Source organism: Pseudomonas sp. NBRC 111130 (genome assembly GCF_001320485.1).
Lineage (GTDB): Bacteria > Pseudomonadota > Gammaproteobacteria > Pseudomonadales > Pseudomonadaceae > Aquipseudomonas > Aquipseudomonas vlassakiae.
In genome coordinates this window covers 13328-36045 of record NZ_BCBG01000030.1, presented here as the reverse complement: position 1 = coordinate 36045, position 22718 = coordinate 13328, and the positions used below count along the sequence as shown (strand labels likewise).

23 protein-coding genes are annotated in these 22718 nt (G+C 63.2%); 11 read left to right on the top strand and 12 right to left on the bottom strand.

The genetic code is table 11. The features are described 5' to 3' along the window. The first annotated feature begins 113 nt into the window (after nt 1-113). The gene (gene ompR, locus APH33_RS15095; protein WP_054885913.1) at nt 114-854 is read left to right on the top strand and encodes a two-component system response regulator OmpR; all 741 of its coding nucleotides are present in this window, start codon (nt 114-116) and stop codon (nt 852-854) included. 13 nt (nt 855-867) lie between these two features. Continuing rightward, nucleotides 868-2181 (top strand): ATP-binding protein, encoded by a 1314-nt coding sequence (locus tag APH33_RS15090; RefSeq protein WP_054885912.1) that lies wholly within the window; start codon nt 868-870, stop codon nt 2179-2181. A 115-nt stretch (nt 2182-2296) separates the two neighbouring features. On the opposite strand, the gene rimK is transcribed toward APH33_RS15090, so the two are convergent. After that, on the bottom strand, nt 2297-3202 hold the full coding sequence (gene rimK, locus APH33_RS15085; RefSeq protein WP_013970455.1) for a 30S ribosomal protein S6--L-glutamate ligase: 906 nt from the start codon (nt 3200-3202) through the stop codon (nt 2297-2299). Next, on the bottom strand, nt 3199-3681 hold the full coding sequence (locus APH33_RS15080) for an ATP-dependent zinc protease (RefSeq protein WP_054885911.1): 483 nt from the start codon (nt 3679-3681) through the stop codon (nt 3199-3201). The genes rimK and APH33_RS15080 overlap by 4 nt, the downstream gene beginning before the upstream one ends. Before the next feature lie 109 nt (nt 3682-3790). Here APH33_RS15080 and APH33_RS15075 point away from each other — a divergent pair, with 109 nt between their 5' ends. Continuing rightward, complete coding sequence (locus APH33_RS15075) at nt 3791-4192, top strand: RNA-binding S4 domain-containing protein (protein ID WP_054885910.1); 402 nt, start codon at nt 3791-3793, stop codon at nt 4190-4192. A 27-nt stretch (nt 4193-4219) separates the two neighbouring features. Here the strand turns inward: APH33_RS15075 and APH33_RS15070 are convergent, their stop codons facing one another. Beyond that, nucleotides 4220-5014, bottom strand: coding sequence for a phosphatase PAP2 family protein (locus tag APH33_RS15070; RefSeq protein WP_054885909.1), 795 nt, complete (start codon nt 5012-5014; stop codon nt 4220-4222). Nucleotides 5015-5134: 120 nt separating this feature from the next. On the opposite strand from APH33_RS15070, the gene hslO reads away from it, so the two are divergent. The 3 genes from hslO to APH33_RS15055 all read left to right on the top strand — a co-directional run bounded on the left by hslO (nt 5135) and on the right by APH33_RS15055 (nt 8481). Continuing rightward, nucleotides 5135-6034, top strand: coding sequence for an Hsp33 family molecular chaperone HslO (gene hslO / locus APH33_RS15065; RefSeq protein WP_054885908.1), 900 nt, complete (start codon nt 5135-5137; stop codon nt 6032-6034). A 179-nt stretch (nt 6035-6213) separates the two neighbouring features. Beyond that, a complete protein-coding gene (locus APH33_RS15060) occupies nt 6214-7755 on the top strand; it encodes a phosphoenolpyruvate carboxykinase (RefSeq protein WP_054885907.1) in 1542 nt (513 codons plus the stop codon). A 285-nt stretch (nt 7756-8040) separates the two neighbouring features. Further along, nucleotides 8041-8481 carry a thioesterase family protein gene (locus APH33_RS15055; RefSeq protein WP_054885906.1) on the top strand — a complete coding sequence of 147 codons (441 nt, stop codon included), beginning with the start codon at nt 8041-8043 and terminating at the stop codon, nt 8479-8481. Nucleotides 8482-8537: 56 nt separating this feature from the next. On the opposite strand, the gene APH33_RS15050 is transcribed toward APH33_RS15055, so the two are convergent. From APH33_RS15050 to fdhD, 3 genes are all read right to left on the bottom strand, one after another. After that, the gene (locus APH33_RS15050; protein ID WP_054885905.1) at nt 8538-9017 is read right to left on the bottom strand and encodes a glycine zipper domain-containing protein; all 480 of its coding nucleotides are present in this window, start codon (nt 9015-9017) and stop codon (nt 8538-8540) included. Nucleotides 9018-9230: 213 nt separating this feature from the next. After that, nucleotides 9231-11576, bottom strand: a complete 2346-nt coding sequence (locus tag APH33_RS15045; RefSeq protein ID WP_054885904.1) for an FdhF/YdeP family oxidoreductase — start codon at nt 11574-11576, stop codon at nt 9231-9233. Nucleotides 11577-11581: 5 nt separating this feature from the next. Beyond that, nucleotides 11582-12412 carry a formate dehydrogenase accessory sulfurtransferase FdhD gene (fdhD, locus tag APH33_RS15040; protein WP_054885903.1) on the bottom strand — a complete coding sequence of 277 codons (831 nt, stop codon included), beginning with the start codon at nt 12410-12412 and terminating at the stop codon, nt 11582-11584. Nucleotides 12413-12589: 177 nt separating this feature from the next. Here fdhD and lysM point away from each other — a divergent pair, with 177 nt between their 5' ends. Then, entirely contained in the window at nt 12590-13027 is a 438-nt protein-coding gene (gene lysM / locus APH33_RS15035) for a peptidoglycan-binding protein LysM (RefSeq protein WP_054885902.1), read from the top strand. 131 nt (nt 13028-13158) lie between these two features. On the opposite strand, the gene yrfG is transcribed toward lysM, so the two are convergent. Continuing rightward, entirely contained in the window at nt 13159-13821 is a 663-nt protein-coding gene (gene yrfG, locus APH33_RS15030; RefSeq protein ID WP_054885901.1) for a GMP/IMP nucleotidase, read from the bottom strand. Between the two features lie 64 nt (nt 13822-13885). Here yrfG and nudE point away from each other — a divergent pair, with 64 nt between their 5' ends. Beyond that, entirely contained in the window at nt 13886-14452 is a 567-nt protein-coding gene (nudE, locus tag APH33_RS15025; protein ID WP_015268611.1) for an ADP compounds hydrolase NudE, read from the top strand. Then, nucleotides 14449-15267, top strand: a complete 819-nt coding sequence (cysQ, locus tag APH33_RS15020; RefSeq protein WP_054885900.1) for a 3'(2'),5'-bisphosphate nucleotidase CysQ — start codon at nt 14449-14451, stop codon at nt 15265-15267. The genes nudE and cysQ overlap by 4 nt, the downstream gene beginning before the upstream one ends. 184 nt (nt 15268-15451) lie before the next feature. Here cysQ and APH33_RS15015 read toward each other — a convergent pair whose 3' ends face one another. From APH33_RS15015 to rfbC, 5 genes are read right to left on the bottom strand one after another with little or no spacing between them, the layout of a single operon-like run. Beyond that, nucleotides 15452-15907: a YiiD C-terminal domain-containing protein gene (locus tag APH33_RS15015; RefSeq protein ID WP_054885899.1), complete on the bottom strand. Its 456-nt coding sequence runs from the start codon at nt 15905-15907 to the stop codon at nt 15452-15454. Beyond that, nucleotides 15904-17313 carry a sigma-54 dependent transcriptional regulator gene (locus tag APH33_RS15010; protein ID WP_054885898.1) on the bottom strand — a complete coding sequence of 470 codons (1410 nt, stop codon included), beginning with the start codon at nt 17311-17313 and terminating at the stop codon, nt 15904-15906. Before APH33_RS15010 ends, APH33_RS15015 begins: the two co-directional genes overlap by 4 nt. Continuing rightward, nucleotides 17310-19124 (bottom strand): ATP-binding protein, encoded by a 1815-nt coding sequence (locus APH33_RS15005; RefSeq protein WP_054885897.1) that lies wholly within the window; start codon nt 19122-19124, stop codon nt 17310-17312. Before APH33_RS15005 ends, APH33_RS15010 begins: the two co-directional genes overlap by 4 nt. A 38-nt stretch (nt 19125-19162) precedes the next feature. Continuing rightward, entirely contained in the window at nt 19163-20023 is an 861-nt protein-coding gene (gene rfbD / locus APH33_RS15000; RefSeq protein WP_054885896.1) for a dTDP-4-dehydrorhamnose reductase, read from the bottom strand. After that, nucleotides 20020-20562, bottom strand: coding sequence for a dTDP-4-dehydrorhamnose 3,5-epimerase (gene rfbC, locus APH33_RS14995; RefSeq protein ID WP_054885895.1), 543 nt, complete (start codon nt 20560-20562; stop codon nt 20020-20022). The genes rfbD and rfbC overlap by 4 nt, the downstream gene beginning before the upstream one ends. Nucleotides 20563-21006: 444 nt before the next feature. On the opposite strand from rfbC, the gene aguA reads away from it, so the two are divergent. After that, entirely contained in the window at nt 21007-22113 is a 1107-nt protein-coding gene (aguA, locus tag APH33_RS14990) for an agmatine deiminase (protein ID WP_054885894.1), read from the top strand. A 401-nt stretch (nt 22114-22514) separates the two neighbouring features. Next, nucleotides 22515-22718 carry a hypothetical protein gene (locus tag APH33_RS14985; protein ID WP_054885893.1) on the top strand — a complete coding sequence of 68 codons (204 nt, stop codon included), beginning with the start codon at nt 22515-22517 and terminating at the stop codon, nt 22716-22718.

Here is a 22718-nt window from a genome sequence, read left to right as displayed (position 1 = left end):
GATGGCGCCCGGCCAGCCGGAACTGGCGCCCGGGGAAAAATCTGCTAACAATGCTCACGCAACGTGCAGCAGTGGCTACGCCATAATGCGCGGCGATATCAGAGGAGTTATTCATGACCGGCACCGCAAACACCGCTGAAGGTGACAAGATTCTCATCGTCGACGACGACCCGGGGCTCAGCAGCCTGCTGGAACGTTTCTTCACCAGCAAGGGCTACCGCGCCCGTGCGGTGCCCAACACCGAACAGATGGACCGCCTGTTGGCGCGCGAGGTGTTCAACCTGGTGGTGCTCGACCTGATGCTGCCAGGCGAAGACGGCCTGTCCGCCTGCAAGCGCCTGCGCCAGTCGAACAACCAGATCCCGATCATCATGCTCACCGCCAAAGGTGACGAGCTCAGCCGCATCAAGGGCCTTGAACTCGGTGCAGACGACTACCTGGGGAAGCCGTTCAACCCGGACGAGCTGATGGCACGGGTCAAGGCCGTGTTGCGCCGCCAGGCGCCGAGCGTGCCGGGCGCCCCGGGCACCGAGGACGAGTCGGTCACCTTCGGCGACTACGAGCTGTCGCTGGCTACCCGCGAGCTCAAGCGTGGCGACGAAGTGCACATGCTCACCACCGGCGAATTCGCCGTGCTCAAGGCGCTGGTGATGCATGCGCGCGAGCCGCTGACCCGCGACAAGCTGATGAACCTGGCCCGTGGCCGCGAGTGGGATGCCCTCGAGCGCTCCATCGACGTGCAGATCTCGCGCCTGCGCCGCATGATCGAGCCGGATCCGTCCAAACCGCGCTACATCCAGACGGTCTGGGGCGTCGGCTATGTGTTCGTGCCAGACGGAAACGCTGGCAAATGATGCTTCGCCGTCGATGAAAACGCCGCTCTGGTTCCCGCAAAGCTTCTTTGCCCGCACCCTGTGGCTGGTGTTGATCGTTGTCCTGTTCTCCAAGGCACTGACGCTGGTCTACCTGCTGATGAACGAGGACGTACTGGTCGATCGGCAGTACAGCCATGGCGTTGCGCTGACCCTTCGCGCCTATTGGGCGGCTGATGAAGAAAACCGCGACAAGATCGCCGATGCCGCCGGGCTGATCCGGGTTACCGGTTCCGGTGTGCCGGAGGGTGAACAGCACTGGCCTTACAGCGAGATCTACCAGCGGCAGATGCAGGCCGAGCTGGGCGAAGATACCGAAGTGCGCCTGCGCATCCATGCGCCGCCCGCCTTGTGGGTGAACGCACCGAGCCTGGGCCCGGGCTGGCTGAAGGTGCCGTTGTACCCGCATCCACTGCGTGGGCAGAAGATCTGGAACGTGCTGGGCTGGTTCCTGGCCATTGGCCTGTTGTCCACTGCCTCGGCGTGGATCTTCGTGCGCCAGCTCAACCAGCCGTTGAAACGCCTGGTGTTCGCCGCCCGGCAGCTAGGTCAGGGGCGCAGCGTGCGCCTGCCGATCAGCGACACGCCCAGCGAGATGACCGAGGTCTACCGGGCCTTCAACCAAATGGCTGAAGATGTCGAGCAGGCGGGTCGTGAGCGGGAACTCATGCTGGCGGGGGTTTCACATGACTTGCGGACCCCGCTCACGCGCCTGCGCCTGTCGTTGTCGTTGTTGAACAGTGACAACGAGCTGAGTGACGACATGGTCCGCGATATCGAGGACATGGACGCGATTCTGGATCAGTTCCTCGCGTTCATCCGCGATGGTCGGGACGAGCCGGTGGAGGAGGTCGACCTGGCCGACCTGGTGCGCGAGGTGGTGGCGCCCTATAACCAGCCTGAGGAGCGCGTGCGCCTGTGTCTGGAGCCTATTCCCCCATTCCCGCTGCGTCGGGTTTCGCTCAAGCGCATGCTTGGCAACCTGATCGGCAATGCCCTGCATCACGCTGGCAAGGGCGTCGAGGTGGCGGCCTATGTGTCGGGGGACGAGAGCGCACCGTATGTGGTGCTCAGCGTGCTGGACCGGGGTACCGGGATCGACGAATCCGAGCTGGAAACCATCTTCAACCCGTTCATTCGTGGGGACCGTGCCCGCGGCGGCAAGGGGACCGGGCTGGGCTTGGCCATCGTCAAGCGGATCGCTGCGCAGCATGGCGGGAATGTCGAGTTGCGCAACCGCTCCGGTGGCGGTATCGAGGCACGGGTGCGACTGCCTCTAGGCTTGCTGCTGCCGCGTAATGCGGTGTGAGCTTGACTGGCCTCTTCGCGGCTAAAGCCGCTACCACAGGTCCGGCACAGGCCCGAAGGCTGCGGTGATTCTGTGGGAGCGGCTTTAGCCGCGAAGGGGCCGGTGCAGGCCTGAGTCAGCCTTTACCTTTGGTCCGGGTCTGGTTCGGCCCGCCATTCTTCTCCAGGTGCTCGATGATCATCGCGGCCACATTCTTGCCGGTGGTCACTTCGATCCCTTCCAGCCCAGGCGACGAGTTCACTTCCATCACCAGTGGCCCATGGTTCGAGCGCAGGATATCCACACCCGCCACGCTCAGCCCCATCACCTTGGCGGCTCGAATGGCGGTCATACGCTCTTCAGGGGTGATCTTGATCAGGCTGGCCACCCCGCCGCGGTGCAGGTTGGAGCGGAACTCCCCCGGCTTGGCCTGGCGCTTCATCGAGGCGATCACCTTGTCGCCCACCACGAAGCAGCGGATATCCGCACCACCGGCCTCCTTGATGTACTCCTGAACCATGATGTTCTGCTTCAGCCCCATGAATGCCTCAATCACCGACTCGGCTGCCTTGGTGGTCTCGCACAGCACTACGCCGATGCCTTGGGTGCCTTCCAGCACCTTGATCACCAGCGGTGCGCCATTGACCATCTGGATCAGGTCGGGGATGTCATCCGGCGAGTGGGCGAAACCGGTGATCGGCAGGCCGATACCCCGGCGCGACAGCAGCTGCAGCGAGCGCAGCTTGTCGCGCGAGCGGGCGATGGCCACCGATTCGTTGAGCGGGTATACGCCCATCATCTCGAACTGGCGCAGCACCGCGCAGCCGTAGAAGGTCACTGAGGCGCCGATGCGCGGGATCACTGCATCGAAGCCTTCCAGCGGTTTGCCGCGGTAGTGGATCTGCGGCTTGTGGCTGGCGATGTTCATGTAGGCCCGCAGGGTGTCGATCACCACCATTTCATGGCCCCGCTGGGTACCGGCTTCGACCAGACGGCGGGTGGAATACAGACGCGGATTGCGCGACAGCACAGCGATCTTCATGCAGCACCTGTGACAGGGGAGAGGGTGGCCGGATAGGCCGGTTTGTCTTGTACATATTTCAAGCCGGGGTTGACCACCAGCTGGCCATGTATCAGCGCCTTGGAGCCCAGCAGCAGGCGATAGCGCATGTTCTTGCGGCAGGCCAGGGTGAATTCGACTTCCCAGACCGCATCGCCCAGTGCCAGCGTGGTGCGGATCACGTAACGGGTCTGTGCCTGGCCGTTGGAGCTCTTGATGGTCTTCATGGTTACCAGCGGAGCCTCACAGCGGCGGTGGCGCAGTTGCACCACCGAACCAAGGTGGGCGGTGAAGCGCACCCAGCGTTGGCCGTCACGCTCGAACGGTTCGACCTCGGTGGCATGCAGGCTGGAGGTGCTGGCACCGGTGTCGATCTTGGCGCGCAGGCCCGCCACGCCAAGGTCTGGCAGGGCCACCCACTCGCGCAGGCCGATGACTGTCAGATGGTCAAATTTCTTCACGAAGCACACCCTGCGGATAAGGTGGTGAACTGTAAGCACGGCGGGGACTTTTTGCATCCGTCAGTTACGGTAGTACAGTTCGATGAAAGACAGAATTCGAGGAAACGAGATGGCACAAAAAGCCGAGGATGACGACAAGGTCCGCCTGGACAAGTGGCTGTGGGCGGCCCGCTTCTACAAGACCCGTGCGCTGGCCAAGGCGGCCATCGAAAGCGGCAAGGTGCACTGCCGGGGTGAGCGCTGCAAACCGGGCAAGGAGCCGCGGGTAGGCGATGAGTTCGTACTACGTACCGGGTTCGACGAGCGCACGGTCGTGGTCAAGGCGTTGTCGGTGGTGCGGCGTGGGGCGCCAGAAGCGCAGACGTTGTATGAAGAGACCGAGGACAGCGTGCGCCGCCGCGAGCAGGCGGCCGAAATGCGCAAGGCGGGGGCGATGGGCGTTACTTCGGATGGCCGCCCGAACAAGAAGCAGCGGCGGCAGATTCACCAGTTACACGGGAGCTTTGAATAGCTGGGGCTGCAAGGCAGCCCCAGTGGTCTAGCGGATTACTGCCAATCGCCCGACCAACGGTAACTTTCTGGCAAGGGCAAACAGCGGAGCGGTCCAGCGCAGCAGCAAGGCACTGCCCTTGGCTGCCAACGGCGTATGGCAGCTCCAGCCCAGCGCCAGCACTGCCATCAGCAGGCCACCGATGTAGTCGTCCTGTCCCCAATGTGCTCCGGCCACCAGCCGCGGCATCATGAACAGGAACGCCAGGCCCCAGACCACCAGATGCTGCACGAGCCGGCGGCTGAACAGGCTCATGAACAAGGCCCAGATCAGCAGCACCGAGGCATGATCGCCTGGGAAGCTGTTGCTTGAACGGTCTTTCAGCTCCCAGGCTTTTTCCAGGTTCGGGTAGTAGCTGCTGAGTTGTACCACGTTGTCGAACACCATCGATGGGCTGTCGTGTTGCCAACCCATTGCATCCACCCACTTGGAAAACAGCGCGCGAATCACCACTAATAGGAGCAGCGTGACCATAAAGCCAAAGAAGGCTTCGCGAACCTGGCTGGCCTTGAACACCCAGTTGCCGCGGATCAGCACGGCCAGAAGGATCAGGCCGACGACGATGTCGAAGGGGCGCAGGCTGCCGACGGTCCAGATGTAGCGCCAGGCCGTGTGGTCGGCCAGTGGTGCGTTCAGGCTGTGGAACAGCCACTCGTCGAAAGTCAGGCACAGGATCTGGCCAATAGGCCATAACCAGAAACACAGTAGAGCGATGGGAAGCAGCGTACAGGCTGCCAATGGCCCCCAGGACCACCTTGCTTGGAACAGTGGTCGATTGTCCATAAAATACCTCTATTGCCAACGGGAATCAGAGCGCCTTGTGAGCGTTCTACCACGGGATTGCGCAGTAGTTCGAAATCCCGTGTAACCATTTTGTCATCATTTTTCAGATAGCCAAAACCTATGAGCGATTTGCCTGATACCGATTTCACCCAACGTTTCATCTTCGACGAGCGCGATGTGCGCGGCGAGTGGGTGTCTCTCGATGACAGCTACGCCGCGGTGCTGGCGCGTCATGATTACCCACAGCCGGTGCAGGCACTGCTTGGCGAACTGATGGCCGCCACCGCCTTGCTGGTGGGCGCGCTGAAGTTCGACGGCCTGCTGATTCTGCAGGCGCGCTCCGAAGGGCCGATCCCGCTGCTGATGGTCGAATGCTCGGGCGAGCGCGACATCCGTGGCATGGCCCGCTACGAAGCGGAGCAGATCCCGGCCGACGCTACCCTGGAGCAGTTGATGCCCGGTGGCCACCTGACCCTGACCATCGACCCGATCAAAGGCCAGCGCTACCAGGGCACCGTCGACCTGGACGGTGCCAACCTGTCGGAATGCTTCACCAACTACTTCGTGCAGTCGCAGCAGCTCAACACCCGCTTCTGGCTCAATGCCGAAGGCGGCAAGGCCCGTGGCCTGCTGCTGCAGCAGCTGCCACGCGATCGCCAGCCGGACGATGAGGAACGTGAAGACAGCTGGCAGCATGTAATTGCCCTGGCCAAGACGCTCAAGCCCGAGGAATGGTCGGAAGACAACGAAACCCTGCTGCACCGTCTTTACCACGAGGACGCGGTACGCCTGTTCGACATCCAGCCGCTGCGCTTCAAGTGCAGTTGCTCGCGCGAACGTTCCGGCAATGCGCTGGTCAGTTTGGGCGAACAGGATGCCAAGGCGCTGGTCGAGGAGTGCGGCGGAACGGTAGAGATCGATTGCCAGTTCTGTAACGAGCGCTATTTCTTCGATGCCAGCGATGTTGCGCAGCTGTTTGCCGGTGGCGGCACGGAAGCGGCGTCAGAAACTCGCCACTGAAACGTTTAATTTCAGGGAAATCTCCTGTCGAATTGCGCAAAAGAGCGGTTCTGACAGGAGGGGCCTACTTTTTTTGGGCGTTTCTGGCATAATCCGGCCACTTTTTTCGCTGTAGTAGTTTTTTCGAGACAACTACAAAACGTTTGGAGCACTCGGCCTCGGGCCGGATGGGGTATCTCATGACGCAAGCCAACAACACCGTGTACACCGACCTGAGCGTCGATGAGCTGGTTAAAGAAGCGCTGTCCCGCGGTGAAGGCGTGCTGGCCGATACTGGCGCACTGGTAGTCGAAACTGGCCACCGTACTGGTCGCTCGCCGGCTGACCGTTTCATCGTCGAAGAACCTTCCACCCAGGCCGCCATCGCCTGGGGCCCGATCAACCGCAAGTTCCCGGCCGACAAGTTCGATGCCCTGTGGGACCGCGTCGAGGCGTTCAACAACGCCCAGGATCACTTCGTTTCCTACGTCCACGTAGGCGCTGCTGCCGAGCACTACCTGCCGGTGAAAATGACCACCCAGACTGCCTGGCAGAACCTGTTCGGTCGTTGCCTGTTCATCAACCCGGAGCAGTTCAACCCGGCTGGTCGCGACCAGTGGCAGATCCTCAACGTCGCCAACTTCGTTTGCGAACCTGAGCGTGACGGTACCAACTCCGACGGTTGCGTGATCATCAACTTCGCCCAGAAGAAAGTGCTGATCGCTGGCATGCGCTACGCCGGCGAAATGAAGAAAGCCATGTTCTCGGTGCAGAACTTCCTGCTGCCGGCCGCTGACGTGCTGCCGATGCACTGCGCTGCCAACATTGGCGAGGAAGGTGATGTCACCCTGTTCTTCGGCCTGTCCGGCACTGGCAAGACCACCCTGTCGGCCGACGAAAGCCGTTACCTGATCGGTGACGACGAGCACGGTTGGGGCGAAGGCGTTGTCTTCAACATGGAAGGTGGCTGCTACGCCAAGTGCATCGACCTGTCCGAGAAGAACGAGCCAGTCATCTGGAAAGCCATCAAGCATGGCGCCGTGCTGGAAAACGTCGTTCTCGACGCCAACAAGCACGCCGACTACGCTGACGTCAGCCTGACCCAGAACAGCCGCGCTGCCTACCCGCTGGAGCACGTCGCCAAGCGCGCCGAAGCCAACCTGGGTGGCGAGCCGAACGCAGTCATCTTCCTGACCTGCGACCTGACCGGTGTTCTGCCTCCGGTTTCGATCCTGAACAACGAGCAGGCGGCCTACCACTTCCTGTCCGGCTACACCGCGCTGGTCGGTTCGACCGAAATGGGTTCGGGCGGCGGCATCAAGTCGACCTTCTCCACCTGCTTCGGCGCGCCGTTCTTCCCGCGCCCGGCGGGTGAATACGCCGAGCTGCTGATCAAGCGTATCAACGCTTTCGGCTCCAAGGTCTACCTGGTCAACACCGGCTGGACCGGTGGTGGCTACGGCGTTGGCAAGCGCTTCAGCATCCCGACCACCCGTGGCGTGATCGCCGCTATCCAGAGCGGTGCTCTGGTCGGCGCCGAAACCGAGCACCTGGACATCATCAACCTGGACGTGCCAAAGGCCGTGCCGGGTGTGGAAACCGAGCTGCTCAACCCACGCAACACCTGGGCTGACAAAGCTGCCTACGACGAGGCCGCCAAAGGCCTGGCCAAACTGTTCATCGAGAACTTCAAGAAATTCGAAGTTTCCGATGCAATCAAGGCAGCTGGTCCAAAGCTGTAAGCTGAACCCCAGTCGTAACGAGAAAGCCGCCCTCCGGGGCGGCTTTTTTGTTTTTTGTAGGAGCGGCCTTGTGTCGCGAAAGGGCCGCAAAGCGGCCCCCTTGGCTAGCAGCGGCGCTGCTGAAACTGCTGAAACTGCTGAAACTGCTGAAACTGCTGAAACTGCTGGGGCTGCTTCGCAGCCCTTTCGCGACACAAGGCCGCTCCTAGCTGGGATCGCGGGCACCCAAGGTCTGGAATTTCTGTTTCACTGTCAGCATCCACAGCCAAGATACGAGCCAGCCTGATGACCGAATCCCCCAACCGCACGGCCTTCTCCCACTTCCACCCAGTCCTCACCCGCCCCCAGGACAACGATGTCAACGGCCACATCGCCGGCGCCACTGTGCATGGCTTCTTCGAAACCTCCATCCAGGCCTTCCTTGTCGAACAGGCCAACCTGGACCTGCGCGATGGCGAGTTGGCGGCCTTCGTGGTGAGTTCAGCGGCAGACTTCTTCGCCTTGCCGGGCTTCCCGGATGTGCTGGAGGTGGGGCTGGGGGTGACGCGGCTGGTGGGCAGTACCGTGGAGTACCGCCTGGCGCTCTATCGCCCTGGGGAGACCGATGCGTGCGCGGCGGGGACGGTGGTGCAGGTATTTATCGAGCGTGCCAGCGGCCGTCCGGTGCCGCTGCCCGAGCCGCTGCAGGTGATACTGGCCGGCCTGCAACTCGGCTCGCAGGCATGAAAAAGCCCTGCCGGTGAGGGCAGGGCTCTTTTTACCCGCAGGCTGAGCCTCAGGTATCAGTCGCGCCAGTGGCGCTTGTGCTTGCGGTGGCCGTAGTGGTGGCCACGGTCGTAATGACGACGGTCGTCGTAGTCACGACGGTAGCGACGCTCGTCATGGCGCTCGTCTTCATCGGCCTTGTTGCCCATGTAGTTACCCAGCGCACCACCAGCACCGCCGCCCGCGGCCGCACCGATGTAACTACCGGTGGTGCCGCCCATCGAGCGACCTACCACGTTACCGCCTGCAGCGCCCAGGGCGCCGCCGATGGCGGCCTCGCCACGCTGGCGCTTGTCGGCACCAAGGGCACCGCCGGCCGCACCGCCCAGGCCGGCACCAATTGCACCGCCCGTGCTACCACCGATGGAGTTGCCCACTACGGAGCCGAGTACCCCACCCAATGCGCCGCCAATGCCAGCCTCGGTATTGCCGCCTGCCATGGCAACGCCGCTGAGCAAGCTGAAAGACAACAACAGAATCGAGGAGTACTTCTTCATCGAGAAAGCCTCATAGGGATGACGATGGCGAATTTGAGGCTAAGGCGAGCGGCTGGCAACGAAAATCCGACGAGTAACACGAGTTGTACACAATTCTCTAAGTTACTGTATTTGCTGTGAAACTTTATCGTTTTTCGCTTGTCAGAGGTATTTGTGACAAAGCCCTGGACCTCGCGGTTCAGGGCTTTTTTGGTTTTTGCCGAGGCGCTTGCGTTACAGGATACGGCCGTCGTCCCGCGCGCGTTCCAGTTTGATGGCAACGAATTTGGAGGTCGGCGTATGGCTGCCGTCGCCGATGCTCTCCAGCGGAATCAGCGGGTTCACCTCCGGATAGTACGCCGCCGCCTGCCCGGCCGGGATGTCGAAGGCCAGCAATGTGAAGCCGTGCACACGGCGCACATGTTCATCACCCCACAACGAGACAATGTCGACCTTCTGCCCAGGCTGGAAGCCCAGGCGGATGATGTCGGCCTCGTTGGCAAAAAGTACCTCGCGCTGGCCGCGCACGCCTCGGTAGCGGTCGTCCAGGCCGTAGATGGTGGTGTTGTACTGATCGTGGGAACGCATCGATTGCATGATCAGGTCCGGCACCTGACCGCTGGCACGAACGCGCTCGTCGATCAGGGTGTCGGGCAGCAGGTTGGCCTTGAAGTTGGCGCGGCCAGTGCTGGTCTTCCACTGACGGCTGCCGGCGCTGTTGCCGAGGTAAAAGCCGCCCGGGTGGGCAAGGCGCTGATTGAAACCGGCAAATCCGGCAATGGTGTCGCCAATCAGGTCGCGAATGCGCGCGTAGTCGGCCACCAGCCAGTGCCAGTCCACCGGGTGTTTGCCAAGGGTGGCGGCCGCGATACCGGCGACCACGGCAGGCTCCGAGCGCATCTGGTGTGAAAGCGGCTTGAGCTGGCCATTCGAGGCGTGAACCATGCTGAACGAGTCTTCCACGGTGACAGCCTGAGGCCCGTCGGCCTGCAGGTCGATGTCAGTGCGGCCCAGGCACGGCAGGATCAGTGCTTGCTTGCCGTGGATCAGGTGGCTGCGGTTGAGCTTGGTGCTGATCTGCACGGTGAGTTCGCAGTTGCGCAGTGCCTTGGCGGTACGCTCGGTGTCTGGGGTGGCCTGGGCGAAGTTGCCGCCAAGGCCGATGAACACTTTCGAACGGCCATCGAGCATGGCGTGGATCGCCTCCACGGTGTTGTGGCCGTGGTGTCGCGGCACCGGGAAGTTGAAGCGTTTTTCGATGGCATCGAGCAGCGCCACTGGCGGCCGCTCGTTGATACCCATGGTGCGATCGCCTTGCACGTTGCTGTGCCCACGTACCGGGCACAGGCCGGCACCCGGCACGCCGATGTTGCCGCGCAGCATCTGCAGGTTGACGATTTCCTGGATGGTCGGCACCGAGTGGCGGTGCTGGGTGATACCCATCGCCCAGCACATGATCACGCGCTTGCCACGGCAATACATGCGTGCAGCCAGCTCGATGTCGGTCAGCGTCAGGCCGGATTGTGCCTGGATGTGCTCCCAGGAGGTGGCGTCCACCGCTGCCAGGTATTCGTCCACGCCATGGCCGTGTTCGGCGATGAACACATGGTCGAAGATGGCGGGTTCACCGTTGGCCTGGGCTTCGCGCTCCCACTGCAAGACAAACTTGGCCATGCCGCGCAGCAAGGCCATGTCACCGCCCAGTGCCGGGCGGAAGAAAGCGGTGTTGGTCGGCCGGTCGCTGTTGGTCAGCATCTCCAGCGGGTTCTGCGGGTGCTGGAAGCGCTCCAGCCCACGCTCCTTGAGCGGGTTGACGCAGACCACCTGGGCACCACGTTTCACCGCATCGCGCAGTGGGTCGAGCATGCGTGGGTGGTTGGTGCCCGGGTTCTGGCCCCAGACGAAGATCGCATCGGCGTGCTCGAAATCGTCGTAGGTGACTGTGCCCTTGCCGACCCCGACGCTCTGGCTCAGGGCCACGCCGCTGGCCTCGTGGCACATGTTCGAGCAATCGGGGAAGTTGTTGGTGCCATAGGCCCGCACGAACAGCTGATACAGATAAGCCGCTTCGTTGCTGGCCCGGCCGGAGGTGTAGAACTCGGCCTGGTCGGGCGTGGCCAGCTTGTTCAGTTCCCGGGCGATCAGGGCGTAGGCGGCATCCCAGCTGATCGGCTGGTAGCGATCGGTTTGTGCGTCGTAGACCATTGGCTCGGTCAGGCGGCCCTGGTACTCAAGCCAGTAGTCACTTTGCTGAAGCAATGCGCTGACGCTGTAGCGAGCGAAAAACGCCGCGTCGACACGGCGTTTGGTCGCTTCCCAGTTGACCGCCTTGGCACCGTTCTCGCAGAACTTGACCATGCCGCTCTCGGGCGAGTCGCCCCACGCGCAGCCGGGGCAGTCGAAGCCGCCGTTCTGGTTGGTCTTGAGCAGGGCGCGAATGTTCTTCAGCGCGTTGTCGCTGCCGACCCAGGCCTTGGCTACGCTGCGCAGCGCGCCCCAACCACCGGCGGGGCCGTGGTAGGGCTGGTAACGAGGGGTGGAGGCAGGGGCGTTATCAGGGAGTTGCTGGTACGAGGTCACGACTGTTACGACTCCGCCGCAGGGCTGTAGACCCGCGGTGCACTGTGTTTGGGCAGATGAATAAGGTTGAGGTTGTGCTTGCGCGCCCATTGCAGGGCCAGGCCAGTGGGCGCCGAGAGGCTGACCAGGGTCTGGATGCCGGCGCGCAGCACTTTCTGGATCAGCTCCAGGCTGCAGCGGCTGGTGACGATGGCCAGGCCGCCGGCAGTGCTGATGCCTTGGCGCAGCAGGGCGCCGATCAGCTTGTCGAGGGCGTTGTGCCGGCCAATGTCTTCGCGGCCCATCAGCAGTTCGCCCTGGGCGTTCATGAACAGCGCAGCGTGCACGGCACCGCAGTGCTGGCCCAGCGGCGTGAACCCATCGATCCGCTCGCGCAGGCCTGCCAGCCATTGCGCCGGCGGCAACGGCGCGCCAGGCAGAGCGGTCAGCTCTGGCAGCGCCTGTTCCAGGGCTTCCACCCCGCACAGGCCGCAGCCGCTGGTACCGGCCAGCTGGCGGCGCTGGTTCTTCAGGTTCCAGAACGCACGGCTGGAAATCTCCAGGTCGGCATACATCGCCGAGCCGCTGCCCGAAAGCTTCAGGTCATAGATTTCTGCAGTGCCTTCGACGATGCCGCTGCCAACGCTGAAACCGACCGCAAAGTCTTCCAGGTCGGTGGGGCTGACCAGCATGACCGCCTGGTTCAGGCCGTTGTAGGCAATGGCCAGAGCGACTTCTTCGGCCAGTGGCGTGCAGGCGCGTTCGCCGTCGCTGAGCTGGACGTAGTCGTAGGTATTGCTGGCGGCGGGCAGGGCCAGAGGCATGGAGGCTGCGCAGACCGGAGGTTTGCTTTGCATCGGGAAACTGACTGTTGGCGGCTGTTTGATAGCACCAGCCTAGGCCGCTGTGTCGAGCGCGTCTAATCGCTAGGGTCTATGCCTTGATAGACCGCGTCGATTGGTCGCAGTGGGGCGGGCAGGGCAATCCTGGCCTAGACTCCTGGCTCCGAGGTTTACGTCAACAAGGAGCGCGTCATGAGCCTGTTCAGTTTCGTGAAGGAAGCCGGCGAGAAGTTGATCGACCTGCTGACTCCCGGCAATGCCAATGCCGAGGAACAGCTGAAGAAACACGTGGAAAGTGTCGGCCTGGGCAACCCGAACATCTCGGCCACTGTAGAGGGTGACAAGGTCATTCTCAAGGGCGAGGTGGCCAGCCAGGAGGAGAAAGAGAAGATCATTCTTGCTGCCGGCAATATCGCCGGGGTGGCCAGCGTCGATGATCAGATCACCGTGACCGGGCCGGTCGTGGCGGCGGCAAGGTTCGTTACCGTGAAAAAGGGTGACACGCTGTCAGCGATTGCAGTGGTGGCGTATGGCAAGGCCGATTACAACAAGATTTTCGAGGCCAACAAGCCGATGCTCAAGCACCCGGACAAGATCTACCCAGGGCAGGTGCTGCGCATTCCTGACTGATCTGTGTGGCAGTTTCGCGGGCACGCCCGCTCCCACAGGAATGGCGCCAGCTTTTAACATGTGGGCAAGACAGTTGCTCCCACAGGATTTTCACTGGTCCTGTGGGAGCGGGCGTGCCCGCGAAGAGGCCCTTACAGGCCAACCAGCAAATCCCGGTAATCTTCGACCGCCGCGAATTCCTCGGTATCGCGCGGCTGCGCCTTGCTGTCCGGCTGGCGCACCGCCAACAGGTGCCCCACGCCAAACCGCCGCGCACTGCGCAGGATGGCCAAGGTGTCATCGATGAACAGGCTGCGCTGCGGATCAAAGCCGATATCCGCCTTCAAGGCGTCCCAGAACTGCGGGTTTTCCTTCGGATAGCCGTAATCGTGCGAACTGATCAGCCGCTCGAAGTACGGCGCCAACTCCACCCGCTCGAGCTTCAGCGACAGTGAATCGCGGTGGGCATTGGTGATCATCACCACGCGCTTGCCGGCCTTGCGGATAGCAGCCAGGAAGGTATCGGCATCGGGCCGCAGGGCGATCAGGTCGGCGATTTCGCGCTTGAGCTCGCGAATCGGCAAATTCAGCTCGCGGCTCCAGAAGTCCAGGCAGTACCAGTTGAGCGTGCCGGCATTGCGTTCGAACAGCGGTTGCAGCTCCATTTCCGCCATGGCCCGGCTGACCCCGTGCAGCTCGGCGTAGCGCTGGGGCAGGTGGTCGAGCCAGAAGCGGTTGTCGTAGTGCAGGTCGAGCAGGGTGCCGTCCATGTCCAGCAGGACGGTATCGATGGCAGACCAGGGAAGAACAGGCATGGGAAACTCTCGATCAGTCGGCAAGCCACGGTATAGTAACGCGTTCACGCCAAGGAGCTGCCCCATGCGCCAGAAACCCACCGTCCTCAGTCGCGAGATCGTCGCCAGCAGTCGCCTGTTCAGGGTCGAGGCCGTGCAGCTGCGCTTCAGCAATGGCAACGAGCGTACCTATGAGCGCCTGGTTGGCCGAGGCAACGGCTATGGCGCGGTGATGATCGTCGCCATGCTCGATGCCGAGCACGCGGTGCTGGTGGAGGAATACTGCGGCGGCACCGACGAATATGAGCTGTCGCTGCCCAAAGGCCTGATCGAGCCGGGTGAGGACGTGCTGGCCGCGGCTGACCGTGAGCTCAAGGAAGAAGCCGGCTTTGGCGCTCGCCAGCTGGAGCATCTGACCGAGCTGTCGCTGTCCCCAGGCTACATGAGCCAGAAGATCCAGGTGGTGCTGGCCAGCGACCTCTACGAGGAGCGCCTGGAGGGCGACGAGCCGGAGCCGATGCGGGTCGACAAGGTCAACCTGCGCGAACTCTCGGCCCTGGCCATGCACCCGCAGTTCACCGAAGGACGAGCGTTGGCGGCGCTGTACCTGGCCCGTGACCTGCTGATCCAGCGGGGGCTGCTCGAAGCATGAACGACCTGCAACTGATGCACGAAGTGGTCAAGCTCGCCCAGCAGGCCGGCGAGGCCATCCTGCCGTTCTGGCGCGCCGACGTGGCAGTGACCAACAAGGCCGACGACTCGCCGGTGACGGCTGCCGACCTCGCGGCGCATCGGGTCATCGCCGATGGCTTGCTGGCGCTGGCGCCGCAGATTCCGGTGCTGTCCGAAGAGGACTGTAATATCCCGCTGGCCGAGCGCCAGGGCTGGAGCCGCTGGTGGCTGGTCGATCCGCTCGACGGCACCAAGGAGTTCATCGCCGGCAGTGAGGAATTCACCGTCAACATCGCGCTGGTCGAGACCGGCGAGGTGGTGTTTGGCGTGGTGGCCATGCCGACCAACGGTCGCTGCTATTTCGGTGGCCGCAGCTTCGGTGCCTGGCGCTGCGAAGGGGCTGCCCAGGTGCAGCCGGTTCAAGTGCGCAATGCGCCGCCTGCCGGTGGCCGCTTCACCGTGGTGGCCAGCCGTCGTCATTCCAGCCCGCAGCAGGAAGCGCTGCTGGCTGGCCTGAGTGCTGCTGTGGGTGAACTGGAACTGGCGAATATCGGCAGTTCGCTGAAATTCTGCCTGCTGGCTGAGGGCAGCGCCGATTGCTACCCACGCCTGGCGCCGACCTCGCAATGGGACACGGCGGCGGCGCAGGGTGTGCTGGAAGGCGCCGGGGGCGAGGTGATCGAGGTCGATGGCCAGCCATTCCGCTACCCGGCGCGTGAGTCCCTGCTCAATCCGTTCTTCCTGGCGCTGCCTGCCAACGCTAGCTGGCGCCAGGCGTTCCTGAGCCTGATCTGACGCTCCATTGTGGGAGCGGGTTCACCCGCGAACACCGGCGAAGCCGGTGCCATGCACCGCGTTGGATTCTTCGCGGCTAAAGCCGCTCCCACAGGGTATGTGGACCGCTTGCGAACTCAGTTCTCTGCGCGATAGCGCAGCCTGAAGGGCTGGGTGATCTCCCACTGGGATCGCGCCAGCCTTGTCAGCGGTGCAGGACGTACTGGCCGCTGAAGGTGACGGCCGGCTCGTCGCTGCCAGCGTTGCTGACCGTGGTCGCCAGCGTCAGCCGCGCCCGGCCACGGCGCTGGTACATCGTCAGGAACCGCTCCCAGGTCTTTTCGTCTGGTGCCGCGCAACGCGCCTGCGCCGTACCGGTCACTGGCAACGGATAGCTGATCTGGCCCTCCTGGATGACGATATGCCCGTCATCGATGCCCAGTTCGCGCAGACGCATGTGCAGCCAGCCCCAACCCACCAGCACCGCGGCGCAGTACAGGCTGCCGCCGAACATGGTGCTCTTGTGGTTCACGTTGGCGGCCAGCGGCAGTTGCAGGCGCAGGGTCTGGGCTTGCCAATCGATGACTTCCAGGCCCATCTCCCGGGTCAGGGGAATGTCGCCGTGCAGCACGGACTGCAGGTATTGGCTATCGGCACTCATGAACGGTTTTCCTCGTGGTCGTCGCTGCCGCTGCTACCGCCTTCGAAATGCAGGCCGTGCTTGCGTAGCTTGTCATGCAGGGTCTTGCGCGGAATGCCGAGGGCTTCGGCGAGGCTGCGCATGGAGCTGTGGGGTTGGGCCAGTTCGGCGGCGATCAGCGAGCGTTCGAACTGCTCGACCTGTTCGCTGAGGTTGCCCAGCAGGATTGGCGCCGCCGTCGGGGCAGCAGCAGGTGCCTGGCCATCCAGGGCCAGCTCCAGGCCCAGGGCAAAGCGTTCGGCGGCGTTCTGCAGTTCGCGCACGTTGCCTGGCCAGTCATGGCGCAGCAGCATGGCCCGCTGGGCCGGTTGCAGGCTGTGGGGCGGCAGGCCATGCCGCTGGCTGGCGGCATCGGCGAAGTGCTGGAACAGCACCAGGATGTCGTCCCCACGCTCGCGCAACGGGGGGATGCGCAGTGGCGCCACGTTGAGGCGATAGTAGAGGTCGGCGCGGAAGCGGCCCTGGTCGGCGGAGGTGCGCAGGTCCTCCTTGGTGGCCGCGATGATGCGGATATCCAGCGGGATGAGTTGGTTGCCACCGAGCCTCTCGACCACTCGCTCCTGTAGCAGGCGCAGCAGCTTTACCTGCACGTCCAGGCTCATGCTCTCGATTTCATCGAGGAACAGCGTGCCGCCGTTGGCGAACTCGAACTTGCCGATGCGGCGCTTCTGAGCACCGGTGAAGGCGCCCGGCTCGTGGCCGAACAGCTCGCTTTCGACCACCGACTCGGCCAGTGCGCCGGCGTTGATGGCCACGAACGGACCTTCGCGGCGGCTTGACAGGTCGTGCAGGGCGCGGGCGACCACCTCTTTGCCGGCACCGGTCTCACCAAGAATCAGGACATCGGCACGGGTGCCCGCCAGGGCGCCGATCTGTTCACGCAGGCGTTGCATCGACGGTGAATGGCCGACCAGGCGCGTGGCCAGTTGCTGGCGGTCGCTCAGGGCCAGGCGCAGGCTGCGGTTGTCCAGCACCAGGCGGCGCACGGCCAGGGCGCGGCGCACGCTGTCGAGCAGGGCGTCGCTGGCGAAGGGTTTTTCCAGAAAGTCGTAGGCGCCCGCGCGCATGGCCTGCACCGCCAGCGGCACATCGCCATGGCCGGTAATCAGCAACACCGGTAGTTCGCTGTCGCCGCCGTGCAGCTGCTCCAGCAACTGCAGGCCGTCGATGCCTGGCATGCGAATATCGCTGACCACCACGCCTGGCCAATCAGGCTCGATGCGCTCGGCCAGGCCTTGGGCGTCAGCCAGCGTGACAACCTTGAGCCCGGCCAGGTCGAGGGTCTGGCTCAGGGCCTGGCGCAGGTGCGGGTCGTCATCCACCAGGATCACCTGGGCCTGGCTGTCGATGTTAGGCTCGGTCGTCATGCCGAGGAGTCCTCCGAAGTGGGCAAGGTAGCGCCGGGTGCGGCCACGCGCAGTTGCAAGGTGAGCAGGGCACCACCTTCAGGGTGATTGGCCAGCAGCAGTTCACCGCCCAACGTGCGCATCAGGCTTTCGCAGATGGCCAGGCCCAGGCCCAGGCCCTGGGTGCGGGTCTTGGTGGTGAAGAACGGCTCCTTGGCGTGCTCCAGGGCCTGGCGGCTGAAGCCTGGGCCGTTGTCGCGAATGTACAGGTAGACGCAGTCCTCGTGCTTCTCGGCACTCAGCCACAGGCGGCGCGGGTTGGCCTTTTCGGTCAGGGCATCGAGGGCGTTGGCCAGCAGATTGCCGAGCACCTGGCGCAGGCGGGTTTCGCCGGCCTGCACCCACAGGGTGGCCTCGGGCAGGTCGCGGATCAGCTCCACGGCCATCGCCCGGCGGCGCTTGGCCAGCAGCGCCAAGGCATCATCCAGTGCCGGTTGCAGGGCCACGCTTTCCGGGGCGTGGCGGTCGCGACGGGCAAAGGCGCGCAGGTGGGCGATGATCGAGGCCATGCGCCCGGTCAGCTCGCCAATCAGCTTGAGATTGCCGCGGGCGTCCTCGGTGCGCTGATGGTCGAGCAGGATCTCGGCGTTTTCGGCGTAGCTGCGGATTGCCGCCAGGGGTTGGTTAAGCTCGTGGCTGATGCTCGCCGACATGGTACCGAGTACCGACAGCTTGCCGGCCTGGACCAGTTCATCCTGGGCGCGCACCAGCTCCTGCTGGGCGTTTTCGCGCTCCAGCACCGCGCTTTTGAGCCGGGCATTGAGGCCTTCGAGGGCCGCAGTACGCTCGGCCACGCGTGACTCCAGCTCTTGGCGGCCACGGGCTTCAAAGTCGATACGGTCGATGTAGTGGCGCCGCCGCTGCATCACCAGGCCGGTAAACAGCATCAGTACCAGCAGAGCGCCAGCGCCAATCGCCATCACTGTCTGCACCGAGCGATCAACCAACTGGCGCGGGGCGAGGATGCTCACCTGCCAGCCGGTTTCCTTGATGTCGCGGGTCTGGGTGAGCCAGGCGTCATGGTTGAGCACCAGCGGCTGCGGGGCCTGGGTCGGGTAGGGCTGGATAGCGATGATCGCCTGGCGCTCGGCGTCGGTCAGCTCACGGGTGGCGCGAAAACGCCATTCGGGGCGTGAGGTGAGGATCACCACGCCGTTGTGGTCGGTCAGCAACAGCTGCTCGGGGGTGCGGCCCCAGAGGGTTTCGGTGTGGTCCAGGTCGACCTTGACCACCAGCACACCCACGATACGCTCGCGGTCGCGCACGGCGGCAGCGAAGAAGTAGCCGCGTTTGGCCGAGGTGGTGCCTTGGCCGAAAAAGCGCCCCAAATGGCCGGCCATGGCTTCGATGAAGTACGGACGGAAAGAGAAGTTACGGCCGACGAAGCTGTCCGGTTTGTCCCAATTGGAGGCGGCCAGGGTATTGCCACTGACGTCCATCAGGTACATCACTTCGGCGCCGGTCTGGTGGACGATGTCCTTGAGCAGGCGGTTGGCATTGGTGACGGCTTCGAGGCGGAACGGGTCGGCCAGCACGCCGCGCAGCGCCGGGAGGTCGCCGAGGATCTGCGGCAGGGTTTCGTAGCGGTGCAGGGTGCCGAGCAGGTTGGCGACGTACAGGTCGAGGGTCTGGCGGTTCTGTGAAGCCAGCTCATCCTGGTAGTAGCGCTCGGCCAGATGGTGCAGTGGCCACAACAGGGGCGCCAGGCACAGGGCCAGCAGGGCCAGGCTGCGCCAGCGGGGTCGGCGTGGGGGCGTGGGTTTTGCAATCATCGGGTCAATGCGCCAGAAGGGTCTGGCGCAATTATGCGCTACTTGAGGCAGTCGATCAGTGCCTGCTGCCAGTGCGGCAGGTGTACATCCCACTCACCGGCCAGGCGCGAGCAGTCCAGGCGTGAGTTGGTCGGGCGACGCGCTGGGGTCGGGTATTCGCTGGAAGCGATCGGCACCAGCTCGGCGCAGGGCAGGCCGCGTGCCCTGAGCTGTTCGCCGATAGCCTGGGCGAAGCCGAACCATGACGTCTCGCCTTGTGCGGTCAGGTGATAGGTGCCCCAGGCGCCGCGTTGCCCGGCTTGCCAACGGGCGATCAGTTGCCGGGTGGCGACGGCGATGGTCGTGGCCCAGGTGGGGGCGCCGATCTGGTCGTCGACTACGCGCAGTTGCGGTTTTTCCTGCAGCAGGCGTTGCATGGTCAGCAGGAAATTGCGCCCGTACAGCGAATAGACCCAGCTGGTGCGCAAAATCAGGTGTTCGCCATCCACAGCGGTGATGGCTTGCTCCCCGGCCAGTTTGCTGCGGCCGTAGACGCCTAGCGGGTTGGGGCGGTCGAGCTCGGTGTAGGGCAGGGCCTTTTCACCATCGAAGACGTAGTCGGTGGAGTAGTGAATCAGCGGCGCACCCAGGCGTACCGCTTCTTCGGCCAATACCCGCGGGCCTTCTGCGTTGATTGCGAAGGCCAGGTCCGGTTCGCTTTCGGCCTGGTCCACTGCGGTGTGGGCGGCGGCGTTGATGATCAGTTGCGGGGCCAAGCGCCGCAGTGGTTCGCGCAGGGACTCGGGCCTGGCCATGTCCAATTGGTCGCGGCCAAGCAGGTGCACCTCTCCGAGCCCGCGCAACTGCGCCTGCAGGGCCAGGGCGACCTGGCCATGGTGGCCACAGACGAGCATTCTCATGGAAACAGGTCCGCGTCTTTCAAAAACACTGCCGCCTGGTCCTTGGCCGACAGGGTCGGCTGCTGCACGCCCCAGTCGATGGCCAGATCAGGGTCGTCCCAGCGGATCGAGCGCTCGGCGGCGGGATTGTAGTAGTCGGTGGTCTTGTACAGGAAGTCGGCGGTTTCGCTCAGCACCAGGAAGCCATGGGCGAACCCCGGTGGAATCCAGAACTGCAGGTGGTCAGTGGCCGTGAGGCGCCGCGCCACCCAACGGCCAAAGGTCGGTGAACTGCGGCGGATGTCCACGGCCACGTCCAGCACCTCGCCCTGGACCACGCGCACCAGTTTCCCCTGAGGGTTGTCGATCTGGTAATGCAGGCCCCGCAGCACACCGCGCTGTGAGCGCGAATGGTTGTCCTGCACAAAATGGCCGTCGAACCCGGTCTGTAACTTGAATTCGCGCGCGTTGAAGCTTTCGAAGAAGAAGCCACGGCTGTCGCCGAAGATCTTCGGTTCGATGATGACTACGTCAGGTATCTCGGTCGCTATGATGTTCATGGAGGTTTCTTCGGTCAGTGTGCTGATGGTCCGACCTTGAAAGGTCCGCTCTAGGTCCGCCGCCCTGCAACCTGAGCCTAGATCGGCTGGCGGCGAGCCAGCATGAGACTACCTGCGGATTTCATCTTTACATTGGGTTATCGGCCACAAGCCCGGCTTCCCGAGCAGAAAGATGAAACAGATTTCATCTTGAGGCCTTTTGGCATCCTGGTGCAGCCTGCGCCAAGCGATTATATCGAAGGTAAGAGCCTCAACGGCTCTGGCGAGCCGTTTGTCGATCTATATCGGTAAAAATTGCGGTTCTATCAGGGCAAAATGAATTTTTAGGCTTCTAAAGTCGATATGTATCGGTTATAAGTTAGCCAGTCGCGGCGAGCATCCTGCACCGTCGGAAATGCCACATTCATTTGCCATCCATCGCCCAGTGCCTTGCAGAGGTCAACCATGAAAACCCTCAACTCCACCCCCCGCGCCGACGGCTTCCACATGCCCGCCGAATGGGCGCCGCAAAGCCAGGTCTGGATGGTCTGGCCGGAGCGCTCGGACAACTGGCGCCTGGGCGGTAAGCCAGCCCAGGCGGCCCATGTCACCCTGGCCAAGGCCATTGCCCGCTTCGAGCCGGTAACCGTGGCCGTTTCCGCCGGGCAGTACGAAAACGCCCGTCGTCAGCTCGACCTGCCGAACATTCGCGTGGTGGAAATCAGCAACGACGACGCCTGGGTGCGCGACACCGGCCCGACCTTCGTGATCAATGACCACGGTGAAGTGCGTGGTGTGGATTGGGGCTTCAACGCCTGGGGCGGCTTCGACGGTGGCCTCTATGCGCCATGGAACCGCGATGAGGAACTGGCGGCCAAGGTGCTGGAAATGGAGCGGTGCCAGCGCTACCACACCGAAGGCTTCGTGCTGGAAGGCGGCTCGATCCATGTCGATGGCGAAGGCACCCTGATCACCACCGAAGAGTGCCTGCTCAACCGCAACCGCAACCCGCACCTGAACCGCGAGCAGATCGAAGAGATCCTGCGCGAGCACTTGGCAGTGGAAACCATCGTGTGGCTGCCTGATGGCCTTTACAACGACGAAACCGACGGCCACGTCGACAATTTCTGCTGTTACGTAAGCCCAGGCGAAGTGTTACTGGCCTGGACCGATGATTCCAACGACCCCAACTACGCCCGTTGCCACGCCGCCTACGAGGTGCTGAAAAACACCCGTGACGCCAAGGGCCGCGAGTTTGTGGTGCACAAAATGCCAATCCCTGGCCCGCTGTTCGCCACGGAGGAAGAATGCGCCGGTGTCGACCAGGTGGCCGGTAGCCAGGAGCGTGACCCGTCGGTGCGCCTGGCGGGTTCGTACGTGAACTTCCTGATCGTCAACGGCGGCATCATTGCGCCGAGCTTCAACGATCCGGCAGATGCTCAGGCCAGAGCGATTCTTGCCAAGGTCTTCCCGGATCATGAGGTGGTGATGATCCCAGGCCGCGAACTGTTGCTCGGCGGTGGCAACATTCATTGCCTGACCCAGCAACAGCCGGCACCGCTCAAGCGCTGATCGACTGCCACACGAAAAAGCCCGTCAGATGACGGGTTTTTTTTGCCCTGCCGATATGCGGAGGGTCCGGTGGCATACGTTTTGTATTGTTTTTCAGGGGGTTACCCACGCAGACCGGGCACACCGTTCTGTAACAATCAAGACGTAAATTAGCCGCTCACGGGCCAGGGAGTACGTGTGGACATGAACGCAGCAAGTGAGACGGCTTTGCGCCCATCGGCAGTCAATCACCAATCGCTCAGGGTTGTGGCGCAGTGGTTGAAACACCATGGAGGCAAACGGGTCAGGACGACCGACCCACGACGTCTGCTTGACGGCCGCTACCCTCAAGGGCTGATAAGCGACGCTGAGCTGGAAGCGCTGCTGGGGGTCTGGCACTGACCAGGGCAGGAGCCCGACCCATGAATAACGCCACCGCAATTGCGGTGGCGTTTTCGTTTGCGGGCTCGCAAAGGCGGGACCCAATGGTTCGGACTTACCTGATCGGTCAATCCGGCAAATCATACAAAGGCGAAATTGCCTTTCGTCTTGCTAAACAGGCATGGAAATGCACCAGGCAAGCGCTCGATTTTGGTTATAACAACCTGCAATTCACGACTTTTTGA

Coding starts and splice junctions, on each gene's coding strand:
- APH33_RS15055 (WP_054885906.1), top strand. CDS start 8,041: ATGACCGAATCCCCCAACCGCACGGCCTTCTCCCACTTCCACCCAGTC.
- yrfG (WP_054885901.1), bottom strand. CDS start 13,821: ATGCCTGTTCTTCCCTGGTCTGCCATCGATACCGTCCTGCTGGACATG.
- APH33_RS15070 (WP_054885909.1), bottom strand. CDS start 5,014: ATGGACAATCGACCACTGTTCCAAGCAAGGTGGTCCTGGGGGCCATTG.
- lysM (WP_054885902.1), top strand. CDS start 12,590: ATGAGCCTGTTCAGTTTCGTGAAGGAAGCCGGCGAGAAGTTGATCGAC.
- APH33_RS14985 (WP_054885893.1), top strand. CDS start 22,515: ATGAATAACGCCACCGCAATTGCGGTGGCGTTTTCGTTTGCGGGCTCG.
- APH33_RS15090 (WP_054885912.1), top strand. CDS start 868: ATGAAAACGCCGCTCTGGTTCCCGCAAAGCTTCTTTGCCCGCACCCTG.
- rfbC (WP_054885895.1), bottom strand. CDS start 20,562: ATGAACATCATAGCGACCGAGATACCTGACGTAGTCATCATCGAACCG.
- ompR (WP_054885913.1), top strand. CDS start 114: ATGACCGGCACCGCAAACACCGCTGAAGGTGACAAGATTCTCATCGTC.
- APH33_RS15060 (WP_054885907.1), top strand. CDS start 6,214: ATGACGCAAGCCAACAACACCGTGTACACCGACCTGAGCGTCGATGAG.
- rimK (WP_013970455.1), bottom strand. CDS start 3,202: ATGAAGATCGCTGTGCTGTCGCGCAATCCGCGTCTGTATTCCACCCGC.
- fdhD (WP_054885903.1), bottom strand. CDS start 12,412: ATGCAAAGCAAACCTCCGGTCTGCGCAGCCTCCATGCCTCTGGCCCTG.
- hslO (WP_054885908.1), top strand. CDS start 5,135: ATGAGCGATTTGCCTGATACCGATTTCACCCAACGTTTCATCTTCGAC.
- APH33_RS15005 (WP_054885897.1), bottom strand. CDS start 19,124: ATGATTGCAAAACCCACGCCCCCACGCCGACCCCGCTGGCGCAGCCTG.
- APH33_RS15050 (WP_054885905.1), bottom strand. CDS start 9,017: ATGAAGAAGTACTCCTCGATTCTGTTGTTGTCTTTCAGCTTGCTCAGC.
- aguA (WP_054885894.1), top strand. CDS start 21,007: ATGAAAACCCTCAACTCCACCCCCCGCGCCGACGGCTTCCACATGCCC.
- rfbD (WP_054885896.1), bottom strand. CDS start 20,023: ATGAGAATGCTCGTCTGTGGCCACCATGGCCAGGTCGCCCTGGCCCTG.
- nudE (WP_015268611.1), top strand. CDS start 13,886: ATGCGCCAGAAACCCACCGTCCTCAGTCGCGAGATCGTCGCCAGCAGT.
- cysQ (WP_054885900.1), top strand. CDS start 14,449: ATGAACGACCTGCAACTGATGCACGAAGTGGTCAAGCTCGCCCAGCAG.
- APH33_RS15010 (WP_054885898.1), bottom strand. CDS start 17,313: ATGACGACCGAGCCTAACATCGACAGCCAGGCCCAGGTGATCCTGGTG.
- APH33_RS15015 (WP_054885899.1), bottom strand. CDS start 15,907: ATGAGTGCCGATAGCCAATACCTGCAGTCCGTGCTGCACGGCGACATT.
- APH33_RS15075 (WP_054885910.1), top strand. CDS start 3,791: ATGGCACAAAAAGCCGAGGATGACGACAAGGTCCGCCTGGACAAGTGG.